The following is a 16,303-nucleotide window of genomic DNA, read 5'->3' as shown; positions in this document are numbered from 1 at the left end:
AGTGAGGAACACAATTGTGTAGAATCTTAAAGAAACTTATAGAAAAGAAAGAATAACATAAATGAAAAAAATACTATTATTAGCAGCTGCAATGTTACTTGGTATGCCAGTACAGATGCTGGCGCAAACCGACGACACTGAAGAGAAAAAAGAAGATGTAATCACAGTCACCGACAAACAGGGAAACGAGGAAGAGATAGAAGTCCCTGTAGGACTGGAGGACAACCTCGACAGCCTGTTGCATCTTTATAATGCTAAGACCTATATGATGCAAGACACATCTTGCAACTATCGTGATGTCAACCCTGTCTTCGACAAGGAGGTTTACATCGACCGACTCAAGCGTCTGCCCACCATCATTGAGATGCCTTACAACGATGTGGTGCAGAAGTTCATCGACCGCTACAGCGGCAAGCTCCGCCGCTCTGTGAGCTATATGCTGGGCGCAGGCAATTTCTATATGCCAATCTTCGAGGAGGCTTTAGAGGCTTACAACCTTCCCCTCGAGCTCAAATATCTTCCTGTCATCGAGTCTGCCCTCAACCCTACTGCCGTTTCACGCGTAGGAGCCACCGGCCTCTGGCAGTTCATGATAGGCACAGGCAAGCGCTACGGACTTGAGGTCAACTCGCTCATCGATGAGCGTCGCGACCCAGTGAAATCCTCTTATGCTGCCGCCCACTATCTGAGCGACCTCTATAAGATTTTCGACGACTGGAGCCTGGTCATCGCTGCCTACAACTGTGGCCCCGACAAGGTCAACAAGGCCATCCACCGCGCCAAAGGTTCTGCCGATTACTGGAACATCTATCCCTACCTCCCCAAGGAGACACGCGGATATGTGCCAGCCTTCATCGCAGCCAACTACATCATGAACTACTATTGCGACCACAACATCTGTCCTATGGTGACCGAATTGCCTATTAAGACCGACACCGTGGTTGTCAATAAAGACCTTCATCTGGAGCAGATTGCCCAGGTGCTCAACATCAACATCCAGCACCTTCGCAGCCTCAATCCACAATACCGTCACGACATAGTCAATGGTCTCAACAAACCTATGACAGTACGACTTCCCTCATCTCTCGTTGGCCCCTTCATCGACCAGGAAGACTCCATCTACAACTTCAAGACCGACGAACTGCTGCTCAAGCGCTCTGTCGTAGAGGTAAACCAAGAAGAGCCTAAGGTAAGCCGCCACAGCTACCACAGCAGCCGCCATCGCTCCTCTGCAACACGCAGCAGGAGCCGCAAGAGCAGAAGCAAAAAGAGTAAGCGCGGAGGAAGAAACGTAACCATCAAGAGTGGTGACACCCTGTCGGAGATAGCAGAACGCAACCACACTACCGTGGCTAAACTGCGCAAGCTCAACAAGATTTCGGGCAACCATATCCGTGCCGGCAAGAAACTCAAGGTGAAGTAATATACACATTATTATATATATAGTTATTAATCTGACTAACACAAAGCGCAGGAGGCAAGAACTATGGACGATCAGAACCTTAAAGACTTAGAGAGAGAACAGGCCGACAACAAGCTCATTGGCGATGCATTCCAGCATCTGCTCGACACCTATGTAGCTTCACGTCACCGCAAGAAGGTAGACATTGTCACCAAAGCATTCAACTTTGCACGCCAGGCACACAAGGGCGTACGTCGCCTCTCGGGTGAACCCTACATCATGCACCCTATCGCCGTGGCTCAGATAGCCTGCGAGGAAATGGGACTGGGATCCACCAGTATCTGTGCCGCACTCCTGCACGACGTGGTAGAAGACACCGACTATACAGTAGAAGACATCTCCAACATCTTCGGAGAGAAGATAGCCCAGATTGTAGACGGACTAACCAAGATCAGCGGTGGAATCTTTGGTGACAAAGCATCGGCACAAGCCGAGAACTTCAAGAAACTGCTGCTCACCATGAGCGACGACATCCGCGTCATCCTTATCAAGATCTGCGACCGTCTGCACAACATGCGCACACTCGCCTCGCAGCCTGCCAACAAGCAGTACAAGATAGCCGGCGAGACACTTTACATCTACGCTCCATTGGCCAACCGTCTGGGCCTTAACAAAATAAAGACCGAGCTCGAAGACCTCAGCTTCCGCTACGATCATCCACAGGAATACGCCAACATCGAGCACAAACTTGCCGACACCGAGGCACAACGCGACACCCTCTTCTCGCAGTTCACACAGCCCATCAGGGAGGAACTCGACAAGATGGGCATACAGTATAAGATCAAGGCACGTGTAAAGAGCCCTTATTCCATTTGGAACAAGATGCAGAACAAGCACGTGAGCTTCGACGAAATATACGACATCCTTGCCGTCCGCATCATCTTCACACCCAAGGAAAGAGCCAACGAGGTCAACGAATGCTTCAATATCTATGTGGCCATCAGCCAGATATACAAGAGTCATCCCGACCGTCTGCGCGACTGGCTCAACCATCCTAAAGCCAACGGCTATCAGGCACTCCACGTCACCCTCATGAGCAAGCAGGGACGCTGGATAGAGGTACAAATAAGAAGCGACCGTATGGACGAGGTGGCCGAACAGGGATTTGCTGCCCACTGGAAATACAAAGAAGGCGAAGACGCTGAATACACAGAGGACGAGAACGAGCTCAACGAATGGTTGGGCACCATCAAGGAAATCCTCGACGATCCACAGCCCGACGCCATGGATTTTCTCGATGCCATCAAGCTCAACCTCTTTGCCTCAGAGATCTTTGTCTTCACCCCTAAGGGCGAGATCAAGACCATGCCAGCAGGCTGTACAGCCCTCGACTTCGCCTTCCAGATACACACCTTCTTAGGAAGCCACTGCATCGGAGCAAAGGTAAACCATAAGCTGGTGCCACTGAGCCATAAACTGCAAAGCGGCGACCAGGTAGAAATCCTCACCAGCAAGAGTCAGCACGTACAGCCTTCATGGATCAACTTCGTGAGCACAGCCAAGGCCAAGAGCAAGATTCAAGCCATACTGCGACGCGACAACCGCGAGATACAGAAGAAGGGCGAGGACATTCTGAACGAATGGCTCAAGAAGAACAGTCTGGAGGTCAACAACTCCATCCTCGACAAGCTCTGCGACTATCACCACATACAGAAACACGAGAACTTCTTCCAGGCATTGGGCGACCACTGCATTCTGTTGGGCGAGAAAGATCTTGACGAACTGCAAGGCAAGAACAAGAAAGACAAGAGCTCAAGCAGTTGGCGCAACTATATCCCATTCCTCGGCAAGAGCAAGGACAAAAAGGCTGACGAAAAGGACAACAAGCCGCAACAGCTCATGGTGGTGGGCAAGGACTTCAACAAGAAGAAACCCCTCATCATCACCGAGGAGAACATCTCGCAGTTCATCTTCCCCTCATGCTGCCATGCCATTCCTGGCGATGACATCATGGGCTACATCGACAACAAGAACCGCATCGAGATACACAAGCGCTCCTGCTCTGTGGCAGCCAAGCTCAAGTCGAGCTATGGCAACCGTATCGTCGACGCCAAGTGGCAGATGCACAAGCTGATGTACTTTGACGCCACCATCGAGATAAAGGGCATCGACCGCAAGGGATTGCTCCTCGACGTGAGCCGTGTCATCAGCGACCAGCTCAATGTCAACATACACAAGCTCACCATCAGCAGCGACAATGGCATCTTCGACGGTTGCATCGAAATCAGAATTCACGATCGCGAAGATGTAAAGGTGATCATGGATAATCTGAAGATCATCGACGGCCTGCAGGATGTACAGCGCATCCTGTAAACCATAGGACAGAAAAAACTATAAAACAAATATCAACCTACAAAAAACAACGACAATGAAAAAACTAATCCTGTCTATCCTCACCACGTTGGCAGTCCTCCCAGTGCTGGCAGCCAACAAGTACGACAACCCCGACACACTCTTCGTTTCACGTGACGGAACCTGCGAGTTCCGCACCATCGACGAAGCCATAGAGGTGTGCCGTGCCTTCATGGACTACACCAAGGTCATCTACGTCAAGAAAGGCGTTTACAAGGAGAAACTCATCATCCCATCATGGCTCACCAACATCACCATCTGTGGCGAAGACCGCGACCAGACTATCATCACCTGGGACGACCATGCCAACATCAAGATGCCAACAGGCGGACTCGACTCCGAGGCTGCTGTCAAGGGCAAGCCCATCGGCACTTTCCGCACCTACACACTGAAGGTTCAGGGCAGCTACATCACCCTGAAGAACATCACTATCGAAAACAATGCCGCACGATTAGGACAAGCTGTAGCCCTGCACACTGAGGGCGACCACATCCTGGTACAGAACTGCCGACTCTTAGGCAATCAGGACACCGTATATACAGGCGTTGCCGGCACACGCATCGCCTTCTACGACTGCTACATCGAGGGAACAACAGACTTCATCTTCGGTCCTTCCATCGCCTGGTTCGAGAACTGCGAAATCCACAGCAAGTCCAACAGCTATATCACAGCCGCGTCCACACCAGCCGGTCAGCAGTATGGCTACGTGTTCCATAAGTGCCGCCTCACCGCCTCGCCCGAGGCCACACAGGTTTATCTGGGCCGTCCATGGCGTCCATACGCCTACACACTCTTCATCGACTGCGAAATGGGCAGCCATATCCGTCCTGTAGGCTGGGACAACTGGCGCAATGCAAGCAACGAGAAGACCGCCCGCTACTTCGAGTACGGCAACCATGGTCCTGGCGCCTCAACCAAAGCCCGTGCACCCTGGACACATCAGCTCAGCAAGAAGGAAGCCGCACGCATCACCATCGCCAACGTCTTTGGTGAGGACTGCTGGTAAATAAGTTTTCCACCGCTATAAACTATACAAGAGACAATGGACATCAAGAATATCAAGAAAGAATGGAACGCAGCCATACTCGACATACTGAAGACATTCATCAGTATCTGCCACACACACAACCTGCGCTACTACTGCTGTGCAGGAACAGCCATAGGGGCTGTGCGCCATCATGGTATGATACCCTGGGACGATGACATCGACGTCATCATGCCACGCCCCGACTACGACCGCTTTCTTGAGATAGCACGCCACGAAGACTTCGGCAACTACGAGGTGGTAACGCCCTACAACAACGAGCGTTACCCTCTCTATTTCTCCAAGCTGGTCAACAAGAACACCACACTCATCGAGGAGAAAGAGCGCCCTTGCATCATCGGACTCTTCGTCGACATCTTCCCACTTGATGCCACTGCCGACGATGTGGAACAGGCCAAGGCACTGCAGCGCAAATATGTGAAGCACATCAACTGCCTCAACGCCATTTCCACCCGAAACACCTTTGGCGAATACCTGACATTGCTCACCCATCGTAAGACCTGGGGACGTTTTGTCGTCAAGACGGCAGCCTTCTTCTTCCGCAACCTCATGCGCAGACATTTCATTGCGAAAATGGATCATCTGAGTCATCTCTACGACTTCGACAAAGCACAGAACGTACAGGTTTACACAGGCTCCTATCATGAACGCGAAATCTTCCCTAAGGCATGGCTTGGCAACGGCAAACCATTCCCCTTCGAAGACACCACCGTACTTCTGCCTGCAGAATACGACAAGTATCTCAACCACTTCTTCGGCAACTACATGCAGTTGCCGCCAGTAGAACAACGGGTAGAGAAACACCTGCGCTATTATCTCAACATGGAGAAAAGAGAGACATGGCAGGAGATTTCAAAGAAACTTCTATAACTTCTGAGCAAACGAAACTTCTATCGTGTGCCCGAAACCACTCTCCACATCCCAGAGCGGTTTCCATCCCAATGCCTTCAGCTTATCGGTATTGAAGGTTGCCTTGGTGACTGGGGTCGTATTCCCCTTCATCACGTCGTCTTCGGCAATGTCGAATACCACCTTGCGGTCAGCCTTCCTTGCTATCAACTCAGCCAACTCACGGATAGATATATTCGACTCCGAATGCGCCACATTATAAGCATTTGCCCTCTCGCCGTCGAGCAGGAGGCGCAAAATGGCATGGGCAGCATCCACTACGTAAAGCCACGACCGGAAAGCCTCACCACGACTCTTCAGCACAATATCCTCACCGCGCAACACGTTGCGGATAAACTGCGCATACACTCTGTTGTCGCTCTCCGTAAAGCCAGGACCGTAAGTATGGCTCAACCTGGCTATAACGACATCAGCGCCATACTCTGCCCCATAAGCCATACAGAGCGTCTCGGCTGCACGCTTCGACGAAGGATAACAAGCCCTCACCGATGCACAGTCCACGTAACCGCTGCTTGTCTCTGAAAACTCGCTGCCGTCGCCCTCGCCGTAAACCTCGCCCGAAGAGATGTACACCATGCGCTTCATGCCATGCTGCAGGCCAAACTCTATCAGATGAGCAACACCATCAAAATTCGCCTTCATCACCTCCACAGGTTTCTCGCGGAAGAAGTTGGGACTCGCATTACTTGCTGCATCGATGACAAAGTCTATACCCTGCGCTGACAGACCATGAGTCTCACACTGTTCGTCCATAGGCTGCGTAACATCCATCTCGACAAAGCCAAAGTCGGCCTCGTCCCAGTAAGCAGCAAACTTCGTTCTGGCACGCAGCCTGTTGCGTCCTGCCGCCACAACCCTGTAACCTCTGTCAGGATTCAGCATCAGCACGTCGACCACACAACTGCCAATCAGTCCTGTAGCACCCACTACGAGAATCGTCTTCCCATTGAGACGCTTCAAGTCGAGCCCCTCATCGAAGAGGCGGTCTATATCTTTCCTGTATATTGTTTTTTCCGACATTGCTAAATGATTTTTCGCAAAGTGAGGAGTTAAAGAAGTTATCTCTTTTGAGGAGTTAACTTGAGTAACTTACTTAATCCATCCCTCGGGCTGCACCTTCATCAGGGCCTTGAGAATCTCAAGGTCTTCTACAGTTGTAATCTTGATATTCTTCTCCGATCCCGGCACGATGTGCATCTTTCTTCCACCCAGCTCAGCCATCAGCGTACACGATGCCACCGAGTTGTCGATGCCTTTGGCCTTAGCCTCCTCGTGCGCAGCTATCAAGTTGCCCAGCCTGAAAGTCTGAGGCGTCTGCGTACGGATCAGCTTGTCGCGCGGAATACTTGTCGTTGTCGTAAACCCGTCCTCACTCTCCAGGATAGCCTCACGACACTTGATGCCCGTAATCGCATAACCATACTTCTGGCAAATGGCGATGTTGGAAGAGATAATATCCTGCGAGAGCAGAGGCCGCACGGCATCATGCACCAACACGAGGTCATCGTCGCTGCATCCAGCCTCTTTCAGGCCATAGATACCATTGTGTATCGACTCCTGCCCATTGGCTCCACCAGGGAAAATCCACTTCAGCTTCGTAATACAAAACTGGTTGGCGTACGACTGCAGCACCGTTTCCCATCCTGCCAGGCACACCACGGCGATTCCCTGTATGTCGGGATGCTTCTGAAATGCCATCATCGTATGGATGATAATCGGACAATTATCCACGTGCATAAACTGTTTGGGAATGTCCTGTCCCATTCTGTTGCCAGAACCGCCGGCTATAATAAGAGCATAGTTCATATCAATAATTCTTTTATCTTGTTTCACACAAACACGCACCATGCATGTTGTCGTGGTGCAAAGATACAAAAAATAAAACAACTATTCCCCTTTTCTCGAAAAACTATCAATCATTTCGCCAATTTCTTCTTCATCCACGGCCTGCTGTCACATCCAACGACGGACGGAATCGGATTCACACCCACCTCAGCCTTAGTGAATTGAGCACGACACTCAGACTCGAGCAAGCCATAAGTCCACTTGCCCACATCGGAGTAATCTGGAAGTCGATGCCAAAGATGTGGAGCGCACCTGCCGCCAGGGGAATGCACACGATGTTGTAGACAAAAGCCCAGAAGAGATTCTGCCAAATCATGCCCACAGTCTTGCGGCTCAGCACGACAGCATTAGGAAGAGCCATGAGATCATCGCCCATGAGCGTTATCTGAGCCACATCCATCGCCACATCCGTTCCCCGCCCTATCGCGATGCTCACATCTGCCAGGGCAAGAGCCTGCGTGTCGTTGATGCCGTCGCCCACCATAGCCACTCGCTTGCCTTGCTGCTGCAACGTCTTCACCAAAGCCTGTTTGTCACCAGGCAGCACCTTGCTGTGATAGTTGCCGATGCCTGCTTCCTGCGCCCAGTAACGGGCAGCCTCCTCCTTGTCGCCACTCATCATGTACACCTCGATGCCTTCCTGCCGAAGTGCCGTCATCGCTTCCTTGGCATGGGGTTTGAGCGATTCACGCTCCTGCAGAGACAGTTGGTCTTGTCGGGTGAAATCAATATTGGGATTGGGAATAGTAAGCGTTCCCGTCTTGTCGATTACAAGTGCATCCACCTTTCTGAGATTCTCCAAAGCCGATGCGTCCTTGATGAGGATTTGCTTCTGAGCCGCCTTTCCTATACCTACCATCAAGGCCGTGGGAGTGGCCAGTCCCATGGCACATGGACAGGCAATCACCAAAACGGCAACAGCCGACAGGATGGCTTGCGGCAGCGCCCCGTTGCCACCCACAATCAACCACACCAGGAAGGTAAAGAAAGCTATCGCTGCCACTACAGGCACAAACACCACGGCAGCCTTGTCTACGATGCGCTGCACCGGTGCCTTACTGCCCTGTGCTTCCTGAACCATTCGGATGATGTGCGCCAGGGCGGTGTTCTCGCCAATCTGCTTGGCTCTCATGCGAAGCTTTCCCTGGCTCGGAATAGTGCCAGCCAGCACATTGTCGCCAGCCTTTTTCATCGCCGGAGTCGGTTCGCCGCTTATCATCGCCTCATCCACATAGGCAGCATCGGCAGTCATGAAACTCTCAGCCTGGGTCACCACGCCATCCACTGGAATCTTCTCGCCGGCTCTTACCTCTATCATGTCGCCTATCTGAATGGTGGAAATCGGCACTTCCTCCATCTTGTAGTCATTGGTGCCTTCCATCTTCTCGCGAGTCACCAGTCGGGCGGTCTTCGGCTGCATGCCCATCAGCTGTCGGATGCTGCTCGCCGTACTGTCCTTCGCCTTTTCTTCCAGGCATCTGCCGGTCAGCACGAAGGTGATAATCATCACGGAAGCATCGAAATAAGTGTGCCATTCTATGCCTCTCGCTCCCCAGACCATTTCTCCGAAGAAGGTGTTGAAGGTGCTGAAAAGGAAGGCGATGAGGGTGCTGAGCGCCACGAGTGAATCCATGTTTGCCGTATGATGCAGGAGCTGCTTCCAGGCGGAAACATAAAACTGTTTGCCACAATAGAGTAGGTTGGCGAGTGTCAGGAGCAGACAAATCTGGTTGGCGAAGGAACCGGTATGGGAAATCCATCCAATGGAGAAACACATCGTCAGGATGGCGAAGAGCCATGAAGCAAGGGTTCGGCGGCGCAGGAGGGTGAACTCGCGGCGGTTGATTTCCTCCACGCTTCTGTCGTTTTCGATGACGAGGTCGTAGCCGGCGTTGCTGATTTCCCGTTTCATATCTTCCAGGGAGATGATGTCGGGGTTATAATCTACCAGGGCAGTTCGGCTCGCCAGGGAAACCGAGGCGGAGTTGATGCCTTTTAGCGACTGTAGTTTCTTTTCAACATTGGCAGAGCATACGCTGCAAGCCATGCCTATTACTGGAATTGTTTTCTTCATTTTTGTCTTTTTAAATGCGTAAGATACTTATAGTGTGAGCACTAATGCCCACAAGCTTTTCGCTTTACAAAAGTACAAAAATAATTCGTGATGCTAACAATATGTAATATTTTATTAGAATAAATTAGGAGAATGTGTCATCTTATCTAATGCAAAAAGGGCAGACTCCAAACCCACTTGGAATCTGCCCTGATCATTTATGTAAAATCATCAACTTATGAAAATTCACATTACTTTACTTCGATCTTCTTGGTTGTCTTAGCCTCTTCTTTAGGAGTAAGCTTTGGAATCTCAACCTCAAGAACACCGTCAGTTACCTTTGCTGAAATATGCTCACGGTCGGCATCCTCAGGCAAGGTGTAACACTGCTGGTAGTTGCTGTAAGAGAACTCACGACGCAGATAGTGCTCGTGCTTGTCTTCATCCTTATGTTCCATCTTGTTCTCAATGGCGATGCAGAGATTGCCGTCATTGTCGAGATTGATGCGAACCCATTCTTTCTTCAAGCCAGGAGCAGCAACCTCCATGGTGTAGACTTTATCGTTCATCTTGATATTGGTGGCAGGAGCTGTAGCGACATTTACGCGTGGCATCAAGTCGGTATCAAAGAAAGTGTCATCAAACCAATTACTCAACCAATTAGAATCATTATTTCTACGAGCTAATAACATAATTAAAACCTCCAATTTTCTTTTACTCGTCCTCTCGGTGTCTTGCGATTCCGTCGGGATTTCTATTTGTTATACTTTTGTTTATTATTCACTTTTGTTTGATTGCCTCGAGCCTCAAGACTCAGCCAACTCATTGATTGTCATCGTCTTGTAGCTTTCCGCTTTCACGGATGGATAGTGCAAGATACGTGCCAGTTCACGATGCAGTCCTTTTGTTGCCAGTTCTGTCGCAGGCAAATGCCAAACGTGTCAGCAAAGCTTAAAATAATTATACTTTGCTGACAAAGCTGTCGGCAAAGTATAAGGTGATAAAACAAATGACTTTGAACCGGTGAGTCATAAGTCAAATCCTATACACTCAGAAAAGTCACGCAGATGTCACAGTTTTACACAGAACTTAAAACGTTGAATATAAGAGCTTTGTATTAAAAATTTAACGAGTGATTTCTGTATCTGTTTTCAGAACATCTAACAGGACTTCCTGTCAATTTGGTTACCAAATAATGTTAATTGGCTACCAATTAATTGTTGTTTCAATAAAAAAGTGTATCTTTGCAGAAGATAAGCTGCATCTCAGCATAATATTCAAGCAAGCTTGATATTCTGCATTCGATTTGCATTATCTTTGCAAAAGATAATGCTGCACTCGGCAATCTGAAAACAAGTTTTCATTGCGCTCGTTTGCATAATCTTTACATCATAAACAAATATATTGAATGATGGTTGTAGTTAGCACAAGAGACTTTCGCACTAATCAGACAAAGTATCTGAATTTGGCAAAAGCAGGAGAGCACGTAGTCCTAAAATCGCGTGCTGGCAATTTCCGCATCTTCCCCGATGACGGAAGCAATACCATTGACGCACCGCGCGACTTGATGAAAGAACTCAGAAACGCTTTGACGGAGGTAAAAGAAGCCATTGCAGGAAAGCGTAAACTTCAATCTGCTGAAAGTTTGCTCGATGAGTTGTAATATTACAATATCGGTTTCTGACGACTTTGCAAAAGAAGCAAAACGTCTCGCTAAGAAATATCCAAGTTTTAAACAAGACTATAAGGATTTTCTTTTAAGCATTAAGAATAATCCCCTGCAAGGCGATGAGATTACAAAAAACATACGCAAAATCCGTATGGCTATCAAAGCTAAAGGCAAAGGAAAATCTGGTGGAGCAAGGGTCATTACTTTCAATATCCTTACAGATATAGAAAATGGTCATGTGGTTTTTCTTCTTCTCTATGATAAAGAGGATGCTTCAACAGTCAAAGTCAATGTTGTCAAGCAACTTGTGCGAGACATGGGATTTGATCTTGAATAGAATCTATAATGAAGCTGTTGGACTCTAATGAATTCCAACAGCTTCTTGTCGTATATGCAAGAGAAATCATTAAATAGTTGTGATTTAAAGATTTATCTTTGTTCTATTTGCAAAAGCAGTAACTTTAAAATCGAAAATGACTAATGACTAATGATTAAATCTTGCGAAAGGTCATCAAAAGTAGAGTTTGACCACTTTGACCATGACCACTTTGACCACAATACAAAATAATCAGGCACACCCCTTATGGAGTGAGCCTGATTGTATTAGATTTTCCTGTCACTTTTCACCAGAGTTGCTTGTCACCTCTGCTGTCAAGTCGCCCTTGGTGAGGCGGAAGGTGCGGCCCAGGGCGTGCCAACCGTACACATCAAAAAATGGTCGACCTCCAACTTAATAAATGTTATAAAGGAATTCTTTTTCGCCCATTAGGTTGTTTTGTGGGGTATTTATTGTAAATTTGCAGTATAATTAATAAGGTATACATATTAACCCAAGATAGAATTAACGAAAACAAAATAAAACATGATCAAGAGATTATTGTCATTTCTCGACGCTTCGCCAGTCAATTTCCTGGCTGTCAAGAACCTTACCGAAGAGTTGCAGCAACATGGTTATCGCCGCATTGACACTACCGAGGCCTTAGGCATGGTAAAGGCCGGCGACAAGTTTTTTGTCACCAAGAACGATTCCTCTATCTATGCCTTCCAGATAGGCAGAAAAGCCCTGGCTGAAACGGGATTCCACATGATTTGTGCCCATTGCGACTCACCCACATTCCGCATCAAGCCTCATGCAGAGATAGACTGCGAGGGAGGTATCGTGAAGCTCAACACTGAGGTGTACGGAGGTCCCATCATGTCGACATGGTTCGACCGTCCGCTCACCCTCGCTGGAAGAGTCATCGTAAAGAGCAAGGACGTGATGACCCCCACTACCCTCCTGCTGCACGTGAAGAGACCATTGCTGCAGATAAGCAACCTGGCCATTCACTTCAACAGACAGGTGAACGACGGGGTGAAGCTGAGCCGACAGAAAGATGTGCTTCCTATCCTGGGAATCATCAACGACGAGCTGGAGAAAGGCAACCTGCTGATGAACATCATCCTCGAGGAACTGAACAAACAGCAGACCGTGGCTCGCGAGGACATTCTCGACTTCGACCTCTATCTGGCTGATGCCACTCCTGCCTGTACCTTTGGCGCGCACAATGAGTTGATCTCTTCGGGAAGACTCGACGACTTGTCTATGTGCTTTGCCGGACTTGAGGCGCTGTTGGCTTCACAACCCACCGACACCACACAGGTGCTTGCCATCTTCGACAATGAGGAGACGGGCTCGCAGACCAAGCAGGGAGCCGGAAGTCCTTTCCTCTCCTACATGCTCAAGCGCATCGCCCTGGCTCAGGGCGGAACCGAGGAGGCTTATTATCAGGCTGTGGAGCGTGCCTTCATGATTTCGGCAGACAATGCCCATGCATGGCATCCCAACTACTCCGAGAAATACGACCCTACCAACCATCCTATGCTGGGAGGCGGACCGGTCATCAAGTTTAATGCTGCCCAGAAGTATGCCAGCGACGCTTATTCTGCATCGGTCTTTGCCGGCCTGTGCAAGAAGGCAGGTGTGCCTTGCCAGCGCTTTGTGAACCACAGTGATGTGGCAGGTGGAAGCACACTGGGCAACATCCTTGCCTCTTCCATTCCGCTGCGCGGTGTCGACATGGGAAATGCCATCCTTGCCATGCACAGCTGCCGCGAGACAGGAAGCACTGCCGACCATGAGTTCTGCGTCAAGGTGTTCACACAGTTCTACCAGGAATAACATGACACGATGAAAGGCATTCAATTGTATCAACAAAGATATGATGAGAAGTGGATATCGGAAGATTGTCATAGCATGCGACTCTTATAAGGATTGCCTTAAGAGCAGGGAGGTGAATGACACAATAGCAGGAGCTTTGTCGGCTCCCGAAATCATAACCCTCGAAATGAGTGATGGGGGCGAGGGAATGCTCGATGCCTTTCTCTCGGCAATGAAGGGTGAACGGGTGAGGATTCATGCTCATGATGCCCTGATGCGATGGACGGAGGCTGAGTACGGAATAGTGGACAATACTGCTATTATCGAGATTGCGCAGACAGCAGGTCTGGCTTTGATAGAGTCCGAACAGCGCAACCCGATGAAGGCTACGTCCTGGGGTGTGGGCGAGATGATCGTGAATGCCTATCGCCGGGGCGTGACCCATTTCATCGTGGGATTGGGCGGAAGTGCCACTTCCGATTGCGGTATAGGAATGCTCAAGGCTATGGGCGACGACTGGAAGACGATACGCAGGGAATGCAGCTTTGTGCTGGCTTCAGACGTTACCAATCCTCTTTGCGGCGAGAACGGCGCAGCTCATGTCTTTGCTCCTCAAAAGGGAGCAGACTCTAAGATGGTGGAAATGCTGGATGCCCGTGCCCGGAAGTTTGCCGAGGTGAGCGCCAAGCATTTCGGTTATGACAGGAGTGAGGCTCCGGGAGCTGGTGCTGCCGGTGGTTTGGGCTACGCCTTCCTGCAATATTTCAATGCCAAGGCTCGTCCTGGGGCTGAGCTTCTTTTAGAGAAAATTGGGTTTGACGCCTTGATTCAGAATGCTGACCTTGTGATTACAGGCGAAGGACATAGCGACCGGCAGACCTTGATGGGGAAACTGCCACAAAGAATCCTTGCGCATGTTACCAATCAGAAAATCTGGCTTGTATCGGGTGGCGTGAGCGACAGGCAGGCGATGCTGGATGCCGGTTTCGACAGAGTGATTCAGGTTACTCCGGACAACATGCCTTTGGATGTGGCATTGAAGCCTGATGTGGCACGCAACAACATGATAAAAGCGATCATAATGGAAGAGAAACAATGAAATACATCATTTTTGATTTTGACGGAACTATCGGCGACTCACAACGGCTGATAGTAAAGACCCTGCAGGACACGATGCGGGAAAGAGGACTCAAGGTGAAGTCGGACGAGGCTTGCGCCAAAACGATCGGACTTCGGCTCGACGAGGCATTTGTGGCACTCTTTGGCATGAGTGCCGAAGAGGGTGAAGCCTGTGCTGCCACTTATCGCGAGATATTCATGAAGAACAAGGAAATCATGATTGTCGAGCCTTTCCCTCATGTGATAGAAACGCTCCGTAAACTGCATCAACGTGGCTTCGTACTGGGCGTGGCAAGCAGCCGCAACCATTGTTCGCTCGACGGCTATGTCAGGCAGATGGCGCTCGACAACATCTTCACCTCTATAGTGGCGGGCGATGATGTGGAGCATGTGAAGCCTGCCCCCGACATGGTGTGGCGGGCTCTGAAAGAGATGAATGGAGAAATAGAAGAAGCCTTGGTCGTTGGCGACATGACATTCGATGTGGACATGGCGCACAACGCTGGTTGCAAGGCATGCGCCGTGACTTATGGCAACGGAACCCGCGAGCAACTTGCCTCAGCCGACTGGATCATCGACGATTTCGCAGAATTGCTGCAGAAATTGGATTTTTAAATATTGAGTCCACTTTCGTATATTACCCTTCTCCTTCCACCTTGCAGCCATTGAATCCCATTTCCCTGGCTTTATCCGGACCAAAAGTAAAGTAAACGGCTTCGCCCTCGTCGCAAATCTCGCCTGCTGAATTTTCAAGGGTAAGATGAATGGTGGCTATGTTACGACGCTGGCTGGCTAAATGTCCACGAACCGTAATTTGAGTATCTGAGGTAAGAACAGGCTTCTTATATTTCACATTGAGCTGCATCGTCACGCCTGTAGTCTGAAGCTTACGGTTGATTACCCATCCTGCCACTTCGTCCATCAGCATTCCGATGATGCCTCCGTGAAGGGTGTTCACCCATCCCTGATAGTTAACACCTGGAGTCCAGACAGTGAGCACATCATCGCCATCTTCCCAAAACTCGAGATGCAATCCCACAGGATTGCCTGGAGCACAACATACACAGTTGTACTCCGGTTTGCCTAAATAAGGATTCAATATCTTCTTCATGACTCTAAAAAAACTCCTTAACTTCTTAACTCCTTTAACTCCTCAAAAAATTAATCTTGTTTTTCGATGATCTTCATTCCTTCTTCCACAGCCTGCATGTTGAGCGGTATCATGGCGTGATGACGCTCAGGCAACGACTTGTAGAGAGCCTTGTTCAGTCCGTCGGTGCTTACTACCGGACAAACCTTGAGCAGTCCGCCAAGTACAATCATGTTGAACACCTTGGAGTTCTTCATCTCGGCAGCCTTGTCCATGGCATCAATGCGATAGACGGTAATGTCCTTGCGCTGTGGCGGATTGATGACTCCATAGCCGTCATAAATAAGGATCCCTCCAGCCTTCACCTTGGGCTCAAACTTATCGAGCGACGGCTGGTTGAGCACGATGGCCACATCATAATGGCTGAGGATAGGCGATGAAATTCGCTCATCGCTCACGATGACTGTCACGTTGGCTGTACCGCCTCGCTGCTCGGGTCCATAGGCTGGCATCCACGTAACCTCCTTATCCTCCATCAGTCCTGAGTAGGCCAGGATCTTTCCCATAGAGAGGACGCCCTGTCCACCAAAACCGGATATAATGATTTCTGTCTTCATTT

General features: G+C 49.5%; 16 protein-coding genes. 9 read left to right on the top strand and 7 right to left on the bottom strand.

Going from position 1 to position 16,303, the window contains the following annotated elements:
- Positions 1-61: 61 nt before the first annotated feature.
- The 4 genes from P3T48_RS10580 (at position 62) to P3T48_RS10565 (ending at position 5,729) form a co-directional block, all read left to right on the top strand.
- On the top strand, positions 62-1,423 hold the full coding sequence (locus P3T48_RS10580) for a lytic transglycosylase domain-containing protein (RefSeq protein WP_276506658.1): 1,362 nt from the start codon (positions 62-64) through the stop codon (positions 1,421-1,423).
- A 63-nt stretch (positions 1,424-1,486) separates the two neighbouring features.
- Positions 1,487-3,775 carry a RelA/SpoT family protein gene (locus P3T48_RS10575; RefSeq protein ID WP_276506657.1) on the top strand — a complete coding sequence of 763 codons (2,289 nt, stop codon included), beginning with the start codon at positions 1,487-1,489 and terminating at the stop codon, positions 3,773-3,775.
- A 55-nt stretch (positions 3,776-3,830) separates the two neighbouring features.
- Positions 3,831-4,820, top strand: coding sequence for a pectinesterase family protein (locus P3T48_RS10570; protein WP_276506656.1), 990 nt, complete (start codon positions 3,831-3,833; stop codon positions 4,818-4,820).
- A 36-nt stretch (positions 4,821-4,856) separates the two neighbouring features.
- Positions 4,857-5,729 (top strand): LicD family protein, encoded by an 873-nt coding sequence (locus P3T48_RS10565; protein ID WP_276506655.1) that lies wholly within the window; start codon positions 4,857-4,859, stop codon positions 5,727-5,729.
- Here the strand turns inward: P3T48_RS10565 and P3T48_RS10560 are convergent.
- The 5 genes from P3T48_RS10560 to P3T48_RS10540 form a co-directional block, all read right to left on the bottom strand.
- Entirely contained in the window at positions 5,724-6,788 is a 1,065-nt protein-coding gene (locus P3T48_RS10560; RefSeq protein WP_276506654.1) for an NAD-dependent epimerase/dehydratase family protein, read from the bottom strand. The two genes, P3T48_RS10565 and P3T48_RS10560, sit on opposite strands and share 6 nt — an antisense overlap.
- Before the next feature lie 69 nt (positions 6,789-6,857).
- Positions 6,858-7,574 carry an IspD/TarI family cytidylyltransferase gene (locus tag P3T48_RS10555; protein ID WP_022251493.1) on the bottom strand — a complete coding sequence of 239 codons (717 nt, stop codon included), beginning with the start codon at positions 7,572-7,574 and terminating at the stop codon, positions 6,858-6,860.
- Between the two features lie 175 nt (positions 7,575-7,749).
- Positions 7,750-9,687: a heavy metal translocating P-type ATPase gene (locus P3T48_RS10550; protein WP_276506653.1), complete on the bottom strand. Its 1,938-nt coding sequence runs from the start codon at positions 9,685-9,687 to the stop codon at positions 7,750-7,752.
- 230 nt (positions 9,688-9,917) lie between these two features.
- A complete protein-coding gene (locus tag P3T48_RS10545) occupies positions 9,918-10,358 on the bottom strand; it encodes an Hsp20/alpha crystallin family protein (RefSeq protein ID WP_158463234.1) in 441 nt (146 codons plus the stop codon).
- Positions 10,359-10,472: 114 nt separating this feature from the next.
- The gene (locus tag P3T48_RS10540; protein WP_262898450.1) at positions 10,473-10,595 is read right to left on the bottom strand and encodes a hypothetical protein; all 123 of its coding nucleotides are present in this window, start codon (positions 10,593-10,595) and stop codon (positions 10,473-10,475) included.
- A gap of 536 nt (positions 10,596-11,131) precedes the next feature.
- Here P3T48_RS10540 and P3T48_RS10535 point away from each other — a divergent pair.
- The 5 genes from P3T48_RS10535 (at position 11,132) to P3T48_RS10515 (ending at position 15,209) form a co-directional block, all read left to right on the top strand.
- Positions 11,132-11,329 (top strand): prevent-host-death family protein, encoded by a 198-nt coding sequence (locus P3T48_RS10535; protein ID WP_228114114.1) that lies wholly within the window; start codon positions 11,132-11,134, stop codon positions 11,327-11,329.
- Positions 11,319-11,672 (top strand): addiction module toxin RelE, encoded by a 354-nt coding sequence (locus P3T48_RS10530; RefSeq protein WP_276506652.1) that lies wholly within the window; start codon positions 11,319-11,321, stop codon positions 11,670-11,672. The genes P3T48_RS10535 and P3T48_RS10530 overlap by 11 nt, the downstream gene beginning before the upstream one ends.
- A gap of 525 nt (positions 11,673-12,197) precedes the next feature.
- Entirely contained in the window at positions 12,198-13,496 is a 1,299-nt protein-coding gene (locus tag P3T48_RS10525) for a M18 family aminopeptidase (RefSeq protein WP_276506651.1), read from the top strand.
- A 40-nt stretch (positions 13,497-13,536) separates the two neighbouring features.
- Complete coding sequence (locus tag P3T48_RS10520; protein ID WP_276506650.1) at positions 13,537-14,574, top strand: glycerate kinase family protein; 1,038 nt, start codon at positions 13,537-13,539, stop codon at positions 14,572-14,574.
- A complete protein-coding gene (locus P3T48_RS10515) occupies positions 14,571-15,209 on the top strand; it encodes an HAD family hydrolase (protein ID WP_276506649.1) in 639 nt (212 codons plus the stop codon). Before P3T48_RS10520 ends, P3T48_RS10515 begins: the two co-directional genes overlap by 4 nt.
- Positions 15,210-15,231: 22 nt before the next feature.
- Here P3T48_RS10515 and P3T48_RS10510 read toward each other — a convergent pair whose 3' ends face one another.
- The gene (locus P3T48_RS10510; RefSeq protein WP_022251669.1) at positions 15,232-15,705 is read right to left on the bottom strand and encodes a PaaI family thioesterase; all 474 of its coding nucleotides are present in this window, start codon (positions 15,703-15,705) and stop codon (positions 15,232-15,234) included.
- A 50-nt stretch (positions 15,706-15,755) separates the two neighbouring features.
- Positions 15,756-16,301, bottom strand: a complete 546-nt coding sequence (locus P3T48_RS10505) for a 2-oxoacid:ferredoxin oxidoreductase subunit gamma family protein (protein WP_022251670.1) — start codon at positions 16,299-16,301, stop codon at positions 15,756-15,758.
- Positions 16,302-16,303: the final 2 nt, after the last annotated feature.

The sequence above is a fragment of the Segatella intestinalis genome (assembly GCF_029348455.1).
In the GTDB taxonomy this organism is placed as follows: Bacteria; Bacteroidota; Bacteroidia; order Bacteroidales; family Bacteroidaceae; genus Prevotella.
This window is presented reverse-complemented; position numbering and strand designations above follow the sequence as displayed.

What these genes read in the sequence shown, in the direction of transcription:
- P3T48_RS10580 (WP_276506658.1), top strand. Translation starts at nt 62, where the DNA reads ATGAAAAAAATACTATTATTAGCAGCTGCAATGTTACTTGGTATGCCA.
- P3T48_RS10575 (WP_276506657.1), top strand. Translation starts at nt 1,487, where the DNA reads ATGGACGATCAGAACCTTAAAGACTTAGAGAGAGAACAGGCCGACAAC.
- P3T48_RS10570 (WP_276506656.1), top strand. Translation starts at nt 3,831, where the DNA reads ATGAAAAAACTAATCCTGTCTATCCTCACCACGTTGGCAGTCCTCCCA.
- P3T48_RS10565 (WP_276506655.1), top strand. Translation starts at nt 4,857, where the DNA reads ATGGACATCAAGAATATCAAGAAAGAATGGAACGCAGCCATACTCGAC.
- P3T48_RS10560 (WP_276506654.1), bottom strand. Translation starts at nt 6,788, where the DNA reads ATGTCGGAAAAAACAATATACAGGAAAGATATAGACCGCCTCTTCGAT.
- P3T48_RS10555 (WP_022251493.1), bottom strand. Translation starts at nt 7,574, where the DNA reads ATGAACTATGCTCTTATTATAGCCGGCGGTTCTGGCAACAGAATGGGA.
- P3T48_RS10550 (WP_276506653.1), bottom strand. Translation starts at nt 9,687, where the DNA reads ATGAAGAAAACAATTCCAGTAATAGGCATGGCTTGCAGCGTATGCTCT.
- P3T48_RS10545 (WP_158463234.1), bottom strand. Translation starts at nt 10,358, where the DNA reads ATGTTATTAGCTCGTAGAAATAATGATTCTAATTGGTTGAGTAATTGG.
- P3T48_RS10530 (WP_276506652.1), top strand. Translation starts at nt 11,319, where the DNA reads ATGAGTTGTAATATTACAATATCGGTTTCTGACGACTTTGCAAAAGAA.
- P3T48_RS10525 (WP_276506651.1), top strand. Translation starts at nt 12,198, where the DNA reads ATGATCAAGAGATTATTGTCATTTCTCGACGCTTCGCCAGTCAATTTC.
- P3T48_RS10520 (WP_276506650.1), top strand. Translation starts at nt 13,537, where the DNA reads ATGATGAGAAGTGGATATCGGAAGATTGTCATAGCATGCGACTCTTAT.
- P3T48_RS10515 (WP_276506649.1), top strand. Translation starts at nt 14,571, where the DNA reads ATGAAATACATCATTTTTGATTTTGACGGAACTATCGGCGACTCACAA.
- P3T48_RS10510 (WP_022251669.1), bottom strand. Translation starts at nt 15,705, where the DNA reads ATGAAGAAGATATTGAATCCTTATTTAGGCAAACCGGAGTACAACTGT.
- P3T48_RS10505 (WP_022251670.1), bottom strand. Translation starts at nt 16,301, where the DNA reads ATGAAGACAGAAATCATTATATCCGGTTTTGGTGGACAGGGCGTCCTC.